The organism is Winogradskyella sp. PG-2, assembly GCF_000828715.1.
Lineage (GTDB): Bacteria > Bacteroidota > Bacteroidia > Flavobacteriales > Flavobacteriaceae > Winogradskyella.
In genome coordinates, this window is sequence record NZ_AP014583.1 from 2,340,378 (window position 1) to 2,355,893 (window position 15,516).

General features: G+C 32.9%; 15 protein-coding genes. All 15 read right to left on the reverse strand.

From position 1 onward, the window contains the following. Positions 1-59: 59 nt before the first annotated feature. The 15 genes from WPG_RS10390 to WPG_RS10455 all read right to left on the reverse strand — a co-directional run bounded on the left by WPG_RS10390 (position 60) and on the right by WPG_RS10455 (position 15,183). The gene (locus WPG_RS10390) at positions 60-1,241 is read right to left on the reverse strand and encodes an integrase core domain-containing protein (RefSeq protein ID WP_045472232.1); all 1,182 of its coding nucleotides are present in this window, start codon (positions 1,239-1,241) and stop codon (positions 60-62) included. Positions 1,242-1,775: 534 nt separating this feature from the next. Further along, positions 1,776-2,306, reverse strand: a complete 531-nt coding sequence (locus tag WPG_RS10395; protein ID WP_045472234.1) for a CIA30 family protein — start codon at positions 2,304-2,306, stop codon at positions 1,776-1,778. A gap of 162 nt (positions 2,307-2,468) precedes the next feature. Continuing rightward, the gene (locus WPG_RS10400) at positions 2,469-3,797 is read right to left on the reverse strand and encodes an ADP-ribosylglycohydrolase family protein (RefSeq protein WP_045472237.1); all 1,329 of its coding nucleotides are present in this window, start codon (positions 3,795-3,797) and stop codon (positions 2,469-2,471) included. A 367-nt stretch (positions 3,798-4,164) separates the two neighbouring features. Continuing rightward, the gene (locus tag WPG_RS18610; protein WP_231850167.1) at positions 4,165-4,440 is read right to left on the reverse strand and encodes an amidohydrolase family protein; all 276 of its coding nucleotides are present in this window, start codon (positions 4,438-4,440) and stop codon (positions 4,165-4,167) included. After that, complete coding sequence (locus WPG_RS10405; protein WP_231850168.1) at positions 4,440-5,864, reverse strand: amidohydrolase; 1,425 nt, start codon at positions 5,862-5,864, stop codon at positions 4,440-4,442. Before WPG_RS10405 ends, WPG_RS18610 begins: the two co-directional genes overlap by 1 nt. Before the next feature lie 162 nt (positions 5,865-6,026). Further along, a complete protein-coding gene (locus WPG_RS10410) occupies positions 6,027-6,590 on the reverse strand; it encodes a hypothetical protein (RefSeq protein WP_045472240.1) in 564 nt (187 codons plus the stop codon). Next, a complete protein-coding gene (locus WPG_RS10415; protein ID WP_045472243.1) occupies positions 6,580-7,071 on the reverse strand; it encodes an RNA polymerase sigma factor in 492 nt (163 codons plus the stop codon). Before WPG_RS10415 ends, WPG_RS10410 begins: the two co-directional genes overlap by 11 nt. Then, positions 7,071-7,919: an alpha/beta fold hydrolase gene (locus WPG_RS10420; protein WP_045472246.1), complete on the reverse strand. Its 849-nt coding sequence runs from the start codon at positions 7,917-7,919 to the stop codon at positions 7,071-7,073. Before WPG_RS10420 ends, WPG_RS10415 begins: the two co-directional genes overlap by 1 nt. Positions 7,920-8,397: 478 nt before the next feature. Next, complete coding sequence (locus WPG_RS10425; protein ID WP_052471221.1) at positions 8,398-9,567, reverse strand: endonuclease/exonuclease/phosphatase family protein; 1,170 nt, start codon at positions 9,565-9,567, stop codon at positions 8,398-8,400. 224 nt (positions 9,568-9,791) lie between these two features. After that, entirely contained in the window at positions 9,792-10,094 is a 303-nt protein-coding gene (locus WPG_RS10430; protein ID WP_045472249.1) for a type II toxin-antitoxin system RelE/ParE family toxin, read from the reverse strand. Then, complete coding sequence (locus WPG_RS10435) at positions 10,094-10,333, reverse strand: hypothetical protein (RefSeq protein WP_231850169.1); 240 nt, start codon at positions 10,331-10,333, stop codon at positions 10,094-10,096. The genes WPG_RS10430 and WPG_RS10435 overlap by 1 nt, the downstream gene beginning before the upstream one ends. Positions 10,334-10,740: 407 nt before the next feature. Next, entirely contained in the window at positions 10,741-12,297 is a 1,557-nt protein-coding gene (locus tag WPG_RS17470) for a S8/S53 family peptidase (protein ID WP_171817174.1), read from the reverse strand. Between the two features lie 459 nt (positions 12,298-12,756). Beyond that, positions 12,757-13,521, reverse strand: a complete 765-nt coding sequence (locus tag WPG_RS10445; RefSeq protein ID WP_052471223.1) for a DUF3667 domain-containing protein — start codon at positions 13,519-13,521, stop codon at positions 12,757-12,759. Positions 13,522-13,960: 439 nt separating this feature from the next. Beyond that, on the reverse strand, positions 13,961-14,812 hold the full coding sequence (locus WPG_RS10450; protein ID WP_045472254.1) for an IS3 family transposase: 852 nt from the start codon (positions 14,810-14,812) through the stop codon (positions 13,961-13,963). Then, on the reverse strand, positions 14,812-15,183 hold the full coding sequence (locus tag WPG_RS10455) for a transposase (protein ID WP_045472257.1): 372 nt from the start codon (positions 15,181-15,183) through the stop codon (positions 14,812-14,814). The genes WPG_RS10450 and WPG_RS10455 overlap by 1 nt, the downstream gene beginning before the upstream one ends. Positions 15,184-15,516 lie beyond the last annotated feature (333 nt).

The following is a 15,516-nucleotide window of genomic DNA, read 5'->3' on the forward strand; positions in this document are numbered from 1 at the left end:
TCTTATTTGGTTTAATTGTTCGTTAAGGGACATCGTTTACACAAGTTAAAGATTAGGGTTTACCCTAAATTAGTTTCTAACCTTGTTGATTGTTCCTTCTTTCTTAATTGTTTTTCATTAAAGTACCCTAAAAGTACATTTCTATAAAATACTTTCCAAATTCCATTACCAAGCTCTTCAATTGCTACATATTTACCTTTAAGCGCAGCAGTTAAATATACCCAATAATATGATTTCCATCTTATGGCTCCATTTTTAGTTACCTTAAGAACTTTATATGTTGCATCGTAATCAAAATGAGGTATTCTTTCTGTAAAAGCTCTTGTAGAAAAGTCATGTATATCTGCAGGTGTTTTCATGTTTAAAGCTTCATGTGGTCTTACATGATTATATTCTTTTACAAAGTGATTTAATCTTCTTTGTTGTGCTTTTAAATCATATGCTGAAGGTTTAGCACAAGCGGCTTTTAAATCTCTATGCATACATTCGTATCTTCCGTTTTGTTCTGGGTGAGCAGGGTCAGAAAATACAGGGCTAATTCCAAGCTCAATAAACCAATAGGAAAGTTGTGTAAAACGTTGGATAGCTCTTACCGAACCAAATGGACTACCATTGTCTGTGTGTATTTGTTTAGGGACTCCATATTTCCTAAAAACCTTTGTAAACTCTGCTTTGGCAGACTTTAGATTTTCTTTATAATGTCCTTTAGCAGTAAATAGAAATCTGCTTTTAGAGTCTGCAATAGTTAGTGGGTGGCAGTATATTTTATTGCCCATTAAAAACTTTCCTTTATAGTCAGCACTCCATACTTCGTTACAGTTTTTAGGATCAAAAATAGGGTATACTGGTTTGATTCTTCTCATCCTTTTTTTAGCACATACTAAACCGTTTTTCTTAAGAATATTATGGACCGTAACCACAGATGGGATTTGTTTTTCTGTAAATTCTTTAAACAATAATATTCTTATTTTTTTTGCTCCCCAACGAGGATATTTTTCTTTTAGCTTTAAGATACCTTCTACGATATTTAGAGGTGTTGCATTAGGATGCTTTGAAGGGGCTCTAGAGTGTTCTCTAAGACCTTCATAACCTTGATTTTCGAACCTATTAATTAACTTATAAGCAGTAGGACGAGAGATTTCAAAGTTTTTGCATAATTCTGTAATGGTATACTTGCCTGTTCTCCATTCACAGATAAATTCAATTTTTTGTTCCATAGTTGTCGTTTCTTTCCAAGGCATAATTTCCGATTTTAATCAGAAATTTAGTCTTTAAAAAGTGTAAACGATGTCCCTTTAACTTTGTAAACGATGTCTCTTTACCATACCAAATTACATACCAACGCCCACTGTGTATGGCGTAGTGAGGCGCGCCTCACGGAAAGCCATTGTTGCGCCTGATTAGCTATACACGCTGTTGTGTGTAGTATCGTTCGGAGTTCTCGTAGACTCGACTAAATATACATAAAATTGGCGAGGTGCGACAAACAGTGGGCGTTGGTATGTAATTAGTAGAAGGGCAGCGTTTGGAAAACGCGATTCTACGTGCCGTAGGCAATTACATACCAACGGTTAGTATATGGCAAGTTGGGCGGAAGAAAGTACTAAACCGTCAAGATTGCACTGAGCCAAAGCGTTGTATTTTGTTTTTAATTTATTCATTCTTAAGAGCCAAATCAACGATTTGGCAGTATTCGTAAATAGCACTGAACTTTCTTAAACCACCGTAAGTCCTATTTGCTATATATTGTGTTGTAAATAGTTATTACACTTGATTTACTTTAATTCTATTTTATCTATCAATAGCTTAAATTTTTCTTGACTTTTATTTCCAATTAAAAATGCTATTTCTTCAATAGTGTCTTTTGAAAAATTTGGTTGGTCAAGTTTTCTGCCTCTGAAAGAAGGATACATATCTTTTAGAGGAATTTGTAATTCTTCCCATTCTCCTGTTGTGGAAAATGGATATATATAGGAATAATAATCTCCGGAATTGGATTTTATTCGAAATTGATATTTTTTACCATCTCCTCTAATTTTAAGGGATATTGTAGTAGACTGCTTAATAAGTAATTTTTCGAACTTATAGCGTACAGAAGAGAAGCCTCCATTATTCTCCAATGATATGGCACCTTCGAACACACCATGGCCTACCGAATTTAATTTAAAACTTCCTGATGATTTTCCTCCCATAACGACATCATCAATAATTATCCAGTTTTCAATATCAGAACTTTTGTTAAAATCAAAGATTACATTGGATTCAATTGAATACGATAAAAGTAGAATAGAGATTAAATATTTCATTGGTATTTAATTATTTACAACGTGTTTGTGTAAGGTTAGTTGTGTGGTTGAGCTACTAAATTAGTAAAAGAAAACGAACCAGAGAAAATTCCGAAGGAATTTCCAAGTGGGCTATAACAAAGCAATTAATTATACATGTTGTTAGCATCTTTTTATTCCTTATTATTGTTTTAAAGGGATTATCCAAATATTATTTTCTGCATCAATCTTGCCTCCTAATTCCTCTAACACAACTTTGTTTGTTACTATAAGACCTTTTTTTGACATATCTTCAAATGTGTTTAAACCATTTTCCGAGAAGTTTTGTCTTGTTCTGTGAATATTAAATCGATTTGAAAATGTCCGCCCAAAGGTACTTTCTATTCCGTCTTTTCCAATCATAAAACCAATCAGACCTCCCCAAGTTGCGGTTGGATTATCCGAATCCCATCCTGCAAGTGTCCCAATTTTTATAGTTTCTTTTAAATCTCCCTCTCCATAAAAAAGACTTACTAAACTTGCAGCAAAATTTATTCCTGCGGCAAAACAGCCATTACAATATAAATTTCTTGATGTTATATTATAGCCGTCTTTTTGGTTAACCTGATATCTGTAGTAAATTGAATCTCTTGTTTGTTCCCAGGGAATACCAGACTCATATAAGAGTCTAGTATAATCATACATTTTTGCTGGATAGGAATCATTTGGCAGTATTTCTCTTGATTTACTTGACATCCAAAGTATTTTTTCCTTCATATTACTAATAGAATTTGTAGCATACACAAGTGAATGCATAGACACATAAAATTTTGAAATATCCTCTGCTTCTTGTCTAGCAGTAGTTTGTATAGGTAATTCAGCCATTTTTAAGGCTATATCTGGTCTTGTAGGTGCAAATAGGCCAAATATTTCTGTGGTTAATTGGGCATCAATCATGTCATAATGTTCATTGAGTTTTGGGCTCCCTGTTTCGGGTGGAAGAACACCAGCTTTCATTAAATCGAATGCTTTTTGATTAGAAACCCATAGATAGTTTTCCTCTTCAGGCTTTATATGTTTTAACCAACCATTTTGTATTTGTTTTGGGGTCAGCATATTAACTTTATTCGTGTATAGAAGATGTTGGTACATATATTCTATGTCTGTATCATCATCAGCACCCCAAATTTCATTACTTTTTTTTAACACAAAATCTATAGTAGATGATAAGTCGCTGGGAACACCTTCTCCCCAAATACTTGGATGGTCAGGTTTCCCCCAATCGTCTCTCGTATAAAATTCACCTGTTTTTATTTCTCCGAGATTACCAATTTTATCCATTTCTGTAACCAAACCAGTCCAGTTAGCAATGCATTGACCAAGCCAAAACCCATATAATTGGTTTTGGTATTTATCTATTGAAATGCTAATTGTCTGTGTTTTATTATCAATATGATTAGTATTCTTTTCATCTTTTGAGATGCAAGAATTCAAAATGAATATAGAAAGTAATATTGAAATAAAAATTCTCATAATTGCTGCTAACGCCCACTGTGTATGGCGTAGTGAGGCGCGCCTCACGGAAAGCTATTGTTGCGCCTGATTAGCTATACACGCTGTTGTGTGTAGTATCGTTCGGAGTTCTCGTAGACTCGACTAAATATACATAAAATTAGCGAGGTGCGACAAACAGTGGGCGTTGGTATGTAATTAGTAGAAGGGCAGCGTTTGGAAAACGCGATTCTACGTGCCGTAGGCAATTACATACCAACGGTCTCGGCTATAAGTAGTTGCGTAGTTTAGCAACGAATTTAGCAAATACAAAACGAATAGAAAATCCGCGAGGAATTTCGTAAGAAGGCTAGAACTAGCAATTAATTATACACGGTGTTGGCAATAGTTATTTTTCAAAAACAATTTTCCCTTCCTTTATTGTTTTTAGGACTTGTATATCTTTTATTTCTTCAGCATTTATTTTTAATGGATTTTTATCTAAAATCACTAGGTCAGCTAATTTTCCATTTTCAAGGGTACCTTTCTTATCTTCTTCAAAGTGTTGATAAGCCGACCAAATGGTAATCCCTTTCAAAGCTTCGTATGGTGTTATTCTTTCATCAGGTCCAATAATTTTACCTGAACGAGAAGTCCGTTCTACAGCTGTCCACAATACACGCATTAAGTTAGGTAATGCGACTGGTGTGCATCAGTATGGATAGTGACATCTAAACCTTTGTTTAAGGCCGTTTTAACAGGGCTGATATTCTGAACTAAAGAATCACCAATTAATTGAGTATGCCAATCTCCCCAATAAAATGTATGAAGAGGAAATAAGGATGCAATCATATTCATATTCTTGGCTTGGTCTAATTGGTCTTCTCTTATATATTGGCCATGAATAATCACATCACGTCTACCTTCATTTCCATACTTTTCTTTTAATGGCTTCATTGTTCTTATCAGCTGGTCAACTGCTGCGTCACCATTTGTATGTGTAAGAATCTGCCAGTTATTTTTGAAGCCTTTTTCAAATATAGAAGAAAGAACACTATCATTAGGAATTGCAGGATAACCACTATAGTCATGAGGCATTCCCTCTGGTGGAATAAGATACGGTTCTGTTCTCCATGCAGTTCTTCCTTGTGGCGAACCATCTAGCGTCACCTTCATTCCCCCAATTCTAAATTTATTAATGTAATTTTTGCTATTCCATTTACTAGACATGTGTTTATCTACAAACATGTAATCGATATAGCTTATAACATCAATTTTATATTTATCCATTTCGGCCATTGCTACAAGTATTTCTTGATTTTGCATAGCTCTTCCTTCTTGAGCAGTAGTGTAACCATATGACAGAGCCATTTCTTGTCCAGCTTCAAAAAAATTTATTATAGCTTCTTCTGATTGAGGCGCTATAGCTTGTAACATATAAGGAATTGCAGCTAGTTCTTCCAAAACACCATTTGGTTCTGTAGAATTGTTTTCACGTCTTATGATTCCGCCTTCAGGATTTTCACTATTTTCATCAATTCCCAATTTTTCTAGACCTTTTGAGTTTACAACGGCAAAGTGACCTGAAATATGTGTTATTATAATTGGAAATTCTGTACTTACTTCATCCAAGTCGTGTTTGGTAGGAAATCTCTTTTCTTTTAGGATTGAATCATCAAAACCAGTACCATAAATCCATCCAGTTAATGCTCTATTTTTAGACGTATTCCATTCCTTAAGAACTGAAATTAAAGTTTCTATGTCATCAACATTGGCATCTGGTGAAGCAAGTAATTGCGCGCCAATAGCTTGCGCACCAAAATTAGCAAAATGACAATGACCATCTATAAAGCCAGGCACTAGTGTTTTTCCTTCAAGGTCAATCATATTGTGACCTTTGCCAGCAACTTTCATTGCTTCTTCGCTAGAACCTGTAAAAATAATTTTCCCATTCTTTTCAACTATTGCATCAACATAATTGGGTGTATTACCAACCATAGTTAGAATATCACCATTGTAATACACGGTTGATAGATTTAATTTTTCAGATTCCTTGCAGGAATGAAAAAGAGTTATACTTATAAGTAGAAGTAAGATTTTTTTCATCATAGTATTAAGGTTTTTAATTATTGCCAACGGTCTTGTATATGAAAAGTAGCAGGTTTTAAGCACTAAAGTTAGCAAATAAATCACGGATAGAAAGTCCGCGAGGACTTTCGCAAGTAGGCTATAACCAGCAATTAATTTTATACGGTGTTGTGCAACGTTTTTTTATTCAAATTGATATTTTTTATGCAATTGTCTTAAAAAGCTTTGTTCTTTGATTGTGCTCTTAATAATTATTGCAATAACAAAAATAAGAGAAAGAAAACCTGAAATTAGAATATAAGTGTAAAACCCTTTTGAAAAGTAATCTTTAAAGTAAGGTAGTAGCAAATAAAATCCAAATATATAAACTGCAATACAGATTGGTGTAATAACAAAGTTTATCATTTGTCGAGCTTTATAATACTTTTTCAGATAGGCAAAGTAAGATTTTTGAGCCATCGAGATGAGTTGTTTTTCTTTGCGATATAACGAATAGAACTCCAAGATAATTCGCAATGTAAGACTAGAAATCATTAGAATTAAACCTAAATTAAAGGTGTTCCATTGATTGAATGCATAATAAAATGCATAGATTATCAATACAACCACTGTTAAAGACATAACAGTAATACTGATATATTGACTGTTACGTTGCTTCTTTGCTTTTTTGATTATATTTTTGGGATTAAAGTTTGATATTTCATTAGCTTGTATATCCCATAATTTATTTAAGTTATCATTTTCCATTTGTGATACATTTTAAAAGTGATTTTCGAATACGACTCAATCGTGTTCTTAAAGTTCCGTGTGCTAAACCAACGGTATCTGCAATAGTAGTTTGTGGTATGTTTTCTAGTTCTAATAATATTAATGCTTTATTTTGCTCGTTTAGTTGGTCTATACAGTGGTACATTTTTTTGATATTACCTTCATTATTGTCAATGCTATCATCATACCTACTATTTGATAATGAATCTTCATTAATAGTGATGTTTTTTCTTTGTTTACGTAAATCCCCTAAACAAACATTTACTGCAATTCTATAAATCCAAGTGTCTATAGATGATTTTCCTTTAAATGAGTTTCTATGCTTCCAAACCTTTATAAAAGTTTCCTGAAGCCATTCTTTTGCAAGCTCATTATTTCCTGATGCATACCCTAAACATAACCTCTGGATTTTAGAAGCGTGTAAATTATAGATGTTAGTAAATTCTTTTTCTGTAATCATTATTTAGACGATAATATCGTTTGCATTTGTTTCAAAAACCATTCAGGTTTGTCAAGCATTATAAAATGAGCACTATCTTCCGCTATAATATAATTGTAATCTTTTAAATTTACATATTGATTTTTATAAGTTTGCTTAACCATTTCCTCACCATATGGTTGTGACGCTGCAATTATAGTAACTGGAATCGAAATGTTTTTTAAATTTTCTCTAAGGTCTAATCTAAGGTAATCTGTATATCCATAAACATATGTTTTTCGGTCAGATTCTAGTATCCAGTTCTTAATTTTTTCTTGTGCTGATTCTTTAAGGCTCATACCTTTTGACATTGTTGTGGCAGTTTGCTCAAAGGCTACATCATCCATTGCTAGTAGTTGATTGTTATATGGACTTTCATACATCAATTTTTCAGGGTTAAAATTAGGAATCATTAATGCACCTGAAGCAGGAAGCGCATCAATTAATATGATTTTAGAAAGTTTTATGTCGCTTTGTGAAGCAAGCCAAGTGGCAATTGTTCCGCCCAAACTGTGTCCAATTATAGTAGTATTTTGCAAGTCGTTTTTTAAGATATAGTTTTTTAGAGACTCGTTAACTTTAGGTAACCAAGGGAATTCTATTGGTTCTTTTCCTCCAAAACCAGCTAAAGTAACTATATGACATTCGTAATTTTTTTCAAGTTTCTTTACTAGTGGATTCCAAACGTTTCCAGGAACTGTAAACCCAGGAATTAATATGATAGGTTTACCTTTTCCTGTAACTTCTACACTGATAGGCTGACTTTCATTTTTTGCGTAAATTGATAAAGAAAATACGAATGAGACGAATAATAAAATAAGATTTTTCATTGGTTTTAAGTTTTGATTTCCCTTTAGATGCGGAAATAAAAAATTGTTACATCTTATTTTAAAAGTGACATAAAATAAGGTCAATTCATTCTTCGATAATGGTTGGTCTAAATGTTACACAACGCCCACTGTGTATGGCGTAGTGAGGCGCGCCTCACGGAAAGCCATTGTTGCGCCTGATTAGCTATACACGCTGTTGTGTGTAGTATCGTTCGGAGTTCTCGTAGACTCGACTAAATATACATAAAATTGGCGAGGTGCTACAAACAGTGGGCGTTGGTATGTAATTAGTAGAAGGGCAGCGTTTGGAAAACGCGATTCTACGTGCCGCAGGCAATTACATACCAACGTGTTCGTGTGTGGTTTCTTAGTGTAGTACTAAAGTTAGCAAAAAAAGATAAACGTATTGAAAATCCGCTATGATTTTCAGATAGTTCTTAGACACTATGAACTATACACGTTGTTGGTAGTTGCTTATTCATTTCATTATTACAATTTTTCGAGTTGCAATAATATTATTATTTGATACTAGTTTAGCGATATAAATACCATTCGTAAACTCATCAGCATTCAAGCTAATGGAAGATTGTCTTTCATTGATATTTAGTGTTATTATTTTTTGACCGTTTAAATTAAATATCACAATTTTATTAAGTTCAGTTGTACTTTTAAATGAAAAGGTAGTTTTTGAACTAAAAGGATTTGGATAATTTAAAAAGTAAGGCTTTATATTGTCAAAGTCAGATACACTTAAATTATCATCTATCATTAATTTTAATGCAACTGGTCTATGGTCAGAAATGTTTTCATCATATTCTACCCATCCACCAGTTAAATATTCGTCTATTTTAATGGTTTGGATGTCAGATTCAATATCTTGAAATTCATTAAATAATTCATTAGTTATTAATATATGATCAAGTTGTGATGGCCATGACGGAAAAGACCATTCAGAATTATTACCTGCTGCAATTTCATAATCTGTAAACAAATAATTATCAGAATCATCCAAGATCATTTGAAATACATTATTTTGAATATCATCTAATAAGTTATCATTTAAGTCTCCTAAAATGATAACATTTTCATTAGTAAAATTGGTGTCAACATATTCTTTTAACAAATTATTCGCAAAATACCTTCTTGTTTCTTCGTCATTATCATTTGGGATGTTTAACATTCCATCACCACAACATTTGAAATGATTATTTATAATAATCAACCGTTCACCCATGTAATTCAAATCCATTATCATAGGTGATCTAGGAAAATAATTCCAAAATTCTGATGTGGTATATATTTCATAAATGCTGTTGATTTGTATGCTATCTGTTTTGTAAATATATGCTAAACCACCAAACCATAAAGACTCTAGGTATCCATCATATGAACTCAATTCACTAATCATTTGATTAAAGATACTTATGTCATTGACTTCTTGTATTGCTAGTATATCGACATCTAATGCTTCAATAATATCGATGACATAGCTTACTGTTATTTCATCATTTTTTGGAAATTGTTCAATATTCCAGGTTATTATTTCAAATGTATCATCTGAACCGAATGATAAATTCTCAATGCCTTGTGCTGTAATATATTGATAGGCAAAGAGTTGAAGAAACACTATAATGACAATACGACTCATATAGACTTAAAAATTAGTTCTGCTTTAGAAGTTACTACCAACGCCCACTGTGTATGGCGTAGTGAGGCGCGCCTCACGGAAAGCCATTGTTGCGCCTGATTTGTTGCGTTTTTAAGTTACGTTTTTTTTCGATAGGGTATAAGTTTTTAATGTGTAAGAACTTTCATAATCTTAACCAACTAAGCAATGAATTATACACGGTGTTGGGCTTTCGTACTTTTATCTTAGATTTCCTCTTTTAATTTATCAGGTTTTTGTCTTGTATCAAATAATGTTATTACTTCAACCTCTCTTAATTCAGTCGAGACTCGATAATAGAATGTAGTTTGTTTTGTAACAACACATTTATAAAGACCTTTAAATTCCAATGATTCAGGACAACTTTGTGGTTGAATTGAAATCTGCCTCATCTTTTCAGATAACTTTTCAATAAATCTATCTCGTGTTTTTAAATTCCAGTTTTCTAAGAGGTAATCATTTAATTTAAGAAGTTTAGATTCCGCTAGTTCGGATAAAAATACTTTCATTATGATATTTTCTTCAAAAATGAATCATAAGAAACTCTTTTTCCATTATTGAGTTGGTCAATTCCTTGTTTGATTTCATTTTGCTCTGAAATACTTAATTCATTCCAGAAATCAACTTTTTCTTTATTTATAAAATCAGCTACTTTTTGAATAAATTCATTATTCTCAATTGCTAAAATTGTTTTTACTAGTTCGATTTTTGTAGATTGAATATCCATTTCTTTTTTTATTACAATCAAAGATACATAAAATGATTTTGATTCCGTAACATTGCTGCAGTATGAAGCCCAACGCCCACTGTGTATGGCGTAGTGAGGCGCGCCTCACGGAAAGCCATTGTTGCGCCTGATTAGCTATACACGCTGTTGTGTGTAGTATCGTTCGGAGTTCTCGTAGACTCGACTAAATATACATAAAATTGGCGAGGTGCGACAAACAGTGGGCGTTGGTATGTAATTAGTAGAAGGGCAGCGTTTGGAAAACGCGATTCTACGTGCCGTAGGCAATTATATACCAACGTGTTTGTATAAACTTAGGAAGGAAATTGTATGCTATCAGTTTCAGTTTGTAAACTGCTTTTGCAAGTAAAAACTACCTTTGGTTTTAGCCATTAACCCTTATTAAGTTTATTCCATGTTGTAAACAGCTATTTAATTATTAGCTTTTTCATGACTATAGCATTATTCAGTTTGTTTTTTATATTTATGTAATATAATCCTGATTTCAAGTTTTCTATTAGTATTGAAGCTATTAAATTGTCTACTGTAATTTCATTTTTCTTTATCAATTGACCTAAATTATTATAAATATTGATTTCATAAATTCCATTATCGATACCTCTAACCCTCAACAGATTATTATTAGAAGTAGGATTTGGGTATAATACAATATTATCGTTTAAAACATCAATATCGTTTATACTTAAAGTCGAATGAGTTAAGGCGTTATATGCACTGATTCTACCATGTCCATAGTATTGATCCCATCCAATGGTATCATTAGAATCTCCAACTTGATCTTCAGAGGATTCTTCTAATATGGTTCTTATTTGGTCTACTGTCAAATTTGAATCAACAGATAATAATAATGACACCAAGCCAGCTACATGTGGTGCGCCTTGAGATGTACCTCCCCAATATGTATTAAAATTAGTGTTTGACGAATAGCTTAAACCATAAATGTAATTACCAGGTGCTACAAAATCCAATTCTGGACCAAAATTACTTCCACTTGTACTGCTCCAAAAAAAAGGTACACTCCTCGTATCATCTGAATCTGTAGAGCCAACTGCAAAAGCATTGGTATATCTTGCAGGATATTGAATTACAGAATTTTGATTCCCAGTAGAAACAACTATTACCACATTATTGTTATAAGCATAATTAATTGCATTTTCTAGTAGGGTTGATGAGCCATTTCCACCAGCGGAAAGGTTGATTACAGAAGCACCATTATCAACGGCATAATAGATGGCATCGGCCCACCAACTGTAAAAACCACTATTGTTATCATCTAAAATTTTGCACACCATTATTTTAGAATTCCAGTTTACACCAGCATATCCATTACTATTATTGCCACTCGCTACTGCAATACCAGCTACGTTAGTGCCATGACCATGATCATCTGTAGGATTATTATCGTTATTTACAAAATCCCAACCTCCATTAATATCATCTATAAAACCATTGGAATCGGTATCGCTCCCATCTTGAACTTCTGAAGGATTTGTCCAAATTCTACCTGTAAATTCAGGATGATCTAACTTTAATCCAGAATCTAAAATTGCGATAATTAAATTAGAATTACCTTGCGTTATATCCCAAGCTAACTCACTATCTATGTCGGCGTCTACAGTTGAGTTAGACAAAGAAAAAGTACCATCATTGTAATGTGACCATTGTCTATTGAAGAAAGTATCGTTAGGGGTTGTTTGAGAATAACCATGACCATGACCAACAAAATTTGGTTCAACATATTCAAATAGGTCTGTTAATCTATATAGCTCAATCAATTCTTCAATCTGTTTATCTGATTCTAAATTAATGATATATGTATCTTCCATTTTTTTATTTCCAGTTAATATGATAGATTTTAAACCATTATTGGTATTTAGTATATCTATTTTGGAATTTTGGAATTTTTGCTGATTTTGAACAAAAATTCTATTCGGTTTATTTGTAGTTTTAAATTTAATTATCAAACTCTTTTGTGTTTGACAGAATAAAAAGCTACTCATTAAAAGGCTGATTATGAATAAAGTATTTTTTTTCATTTTCTTTGTTTTTAATTGTTTACAACGCCCACTGTGTATGTCGTAGTGAGGCGCGCCTCACGGAAAGCCGTTGTTGCGCCTGATTAGCTATACACGCTGTTGTGTGTAGTATCGTTCGGAGTTTTCGTAGACTCGACGAAATATACATAAAATTGGCGAGGTGCGACAAACAGTGGGCGTTGGTATGTAATTAGTAGAAGGGCAGCGTTTGGAAAACGCGATTCTACGTGCCGTAGGCAATTATATACCAACGGAATTGTGTATGGTTAGTTGCGTGGCTAAGCAACTAATTTAGCAAATAAATCACAGATAGAATATTCCGAAGGAATGTTCGTAAATCGGCAGTGACCAAGCAATTAATTATACACGTTGTTGGCATTTCGTTGTTTATTTAGTATTCAATAATATCATATCAATTGTTGTACCTATAATTATTGAGATAAAGTAAAAAGTAATCATTCCTAACATATTTGCTATTACTCCTTTTATATAATTTATGGCTTTTCTACTAGAGTAAAACTGGCCTAATGCCCAAGATGAATATACAAATCCGATTATTCCACCTAAATATAAAAGCCTATAACCTGTTAAAATATCTAAGACTATAAATAATGAATAAATTAAGGTGCTTATTCCTAGAACATATAGAAGGAATGTCAATATTTCGTAAAAGTTATAATTGGATTTTCTAAAAAATAATTTAACCCATAATGCAGTGAATACTGACATTAAGATATTTGTATATCCATAGTTCTTTTTCACCCATTCAAAAATACTAACCAGAGCTGAATTTTTTAAGCCAAGTGTATTTGTGTAGCCGCTTCCAAATTCGTCAAGAAAGTCATTATTTATTAGATGTTGTTGGGCAATAGTATAAATCAGAGAGCAAAAAACGATGAATGTAATAGGTTTTACTATCTTATTCCTATCATTTTTAATGAAATGTTGTACACTTTTTCCAGGTCTGATTAATATTTCTTTAACGGTATAGAAAATTCCTTTATCTAAATTTAAAATACTCACTAATTCTGATAAAATATATTTTCTGTCAATTCTTTTAGGAACTTTTAGTTTGCCCTTCTTATCTAGAAAATCATCTTTAGTTTTAACATTAAAATTTTGAGATGCTTTAGTGCTCTTATTTTTACTCATTTTTGTTTAGTAAATTGTTTTGATGATTTAATTAATCATTGGCAATACAAATTCTTTAAAAATATAAAATAATAAGGCTCCAACTATCATTCCAACAAGGAAGTTTCTTTTTTTATTTTTTTATTTTTTTGCTTTTTATTGGTTATAATTTAATTTTTTCGATTTCGTTCAGCAATGAATGCCAACGCCCACTGTGTATGTCGTAGTGGGGCGCGCCTCACGGAAAGCCATTGTTGCGCCTGATTAGCTATACACGCTGTTGTGTGTAGTATCGTTCGGAGTTCTCGTAGACTCGACTAAATATACATAAAATTGGCGAGGTGCGACAAACAGTGGGCGTTGGAATGTAATTAGTAGAAGGGCAGCGTTTGGAAAACGCGATTCTACGTGCCGCAGGCAATTGTCTTGTCCTGAAATATGGCTACAGGTTAAAATTGAATTAAGCTGATAATTTATATACCATATTTGGTATTTTATAATCTAAAGATAAGTGTAATCTTATTTCGTTGTATAAATTAATTGCACTTTTTGTGGCTCTTTTCGGGTGAGCGACGTCTGTAAAGGTTTGATCAAGATAAAATTCATCTTTTAAAATCCCGTTAACTCTTTCTGCCATTGCGTTTTCATAACAATGATTTTTCTCTGTCATACTAATGTCTATTTTTTTTCTTTTAAGTATTTGTGTGTATACATTGCTACAATATTGAATACCTCTGTCTGAATGATGAATAAGTTGTTTAATATCTTTCGCTTGATATATAGCTTTATTAAGCGCTCTAACACATCCTTTAAGTTCTAGGCTGTCACTAAGGTCGTATCCTACTATTTTACGAGAATACATGTCCGTAATTAGTGCCAGATAACAAAATCCTTTTACGGTTCTAATGTATGTAATATCAGAAGCCCAAACTTGATTAGGTTTTGTGATTTCTATATCTTTTATAATGTTCTTATACTTATAAAAACGATGATACGAGTTGGTTGTTTTAGCACTAGTTTTCTTTCTAAGTGTTAGCATTTGGTGTTTTCTAAGCACACTAAATAAAGTATCTCTACCAACCTTAACATTGGCTTTATTAAAATCTATGTTTAATGATTTCACAAGTTTACGCACGCCTTCTCTAGGAAGAGATTTGCGTCTTTTTCGGACTATGTTAATAATCTTTTGTTCTAGTTTTAAACGGTTGTCAGCTCTAGATTTGTATTTATAATACGCATCACGTTTAAGTCCGAAACAATGAGTTATAGTCGTTAAAGAAGCAAATTCCTTAGATTTTTCTTTAGCTTTGATTAGGGCTTTATACTTAACTTTTTTTTTAGTTCAGCGATAGATTTGTAACCTAGATCTTCAGCTGCTACTTCAAGATAACAATCCTTTACCATAGCATCGAGATCCTTTTTAAGTAGTAGCTTTTTAAGCTGTTCAACCTCTTTTTGAAGTGCCTTAATTCTAGATATTTCGTCTTTTGTTTCCACTTTTACTCTGGTGTTCATTAAGTCTTTACGATTATACTTTTTAATCCACACATTTACTGTTGTAGGTGCAATAGAGTAGAGTTTACAAAGTTCGCTTTTTGTGTGTTTTCCGGTTGTAAGTTCGGCTAAAATTTTCAGTTTAAAAGGTTCTGAATACCGTCTAATTACTTTGTCATTTTTATACATAATGTTTAAAATTATGTAGCCTTTATTCAGGACGGGTCACAATGCCACACAACGCCCACTGTGTATGTCGTAGTGAGGCGCGCCTCACGGAAAGCCATTGTTGCGCCTGATTAGCTATACACGCTGTTGTGTGTAGTATCGTTCGGAGTTCTCGTAGACTCGACTAAATATACATAAAATTGGCGAGGTGCGACAAACAGTGGGCGTTGGTATGTAATTAGTAGAAGGGCAGCGTTTGGAAAACGCGATTCTACGTGCCGCAGGCAATTACATACCAACGTTTTGGCTAAACTGCGTTTTAATGCAGTTTAGGTTTTGTTAGCAAATGCTTTT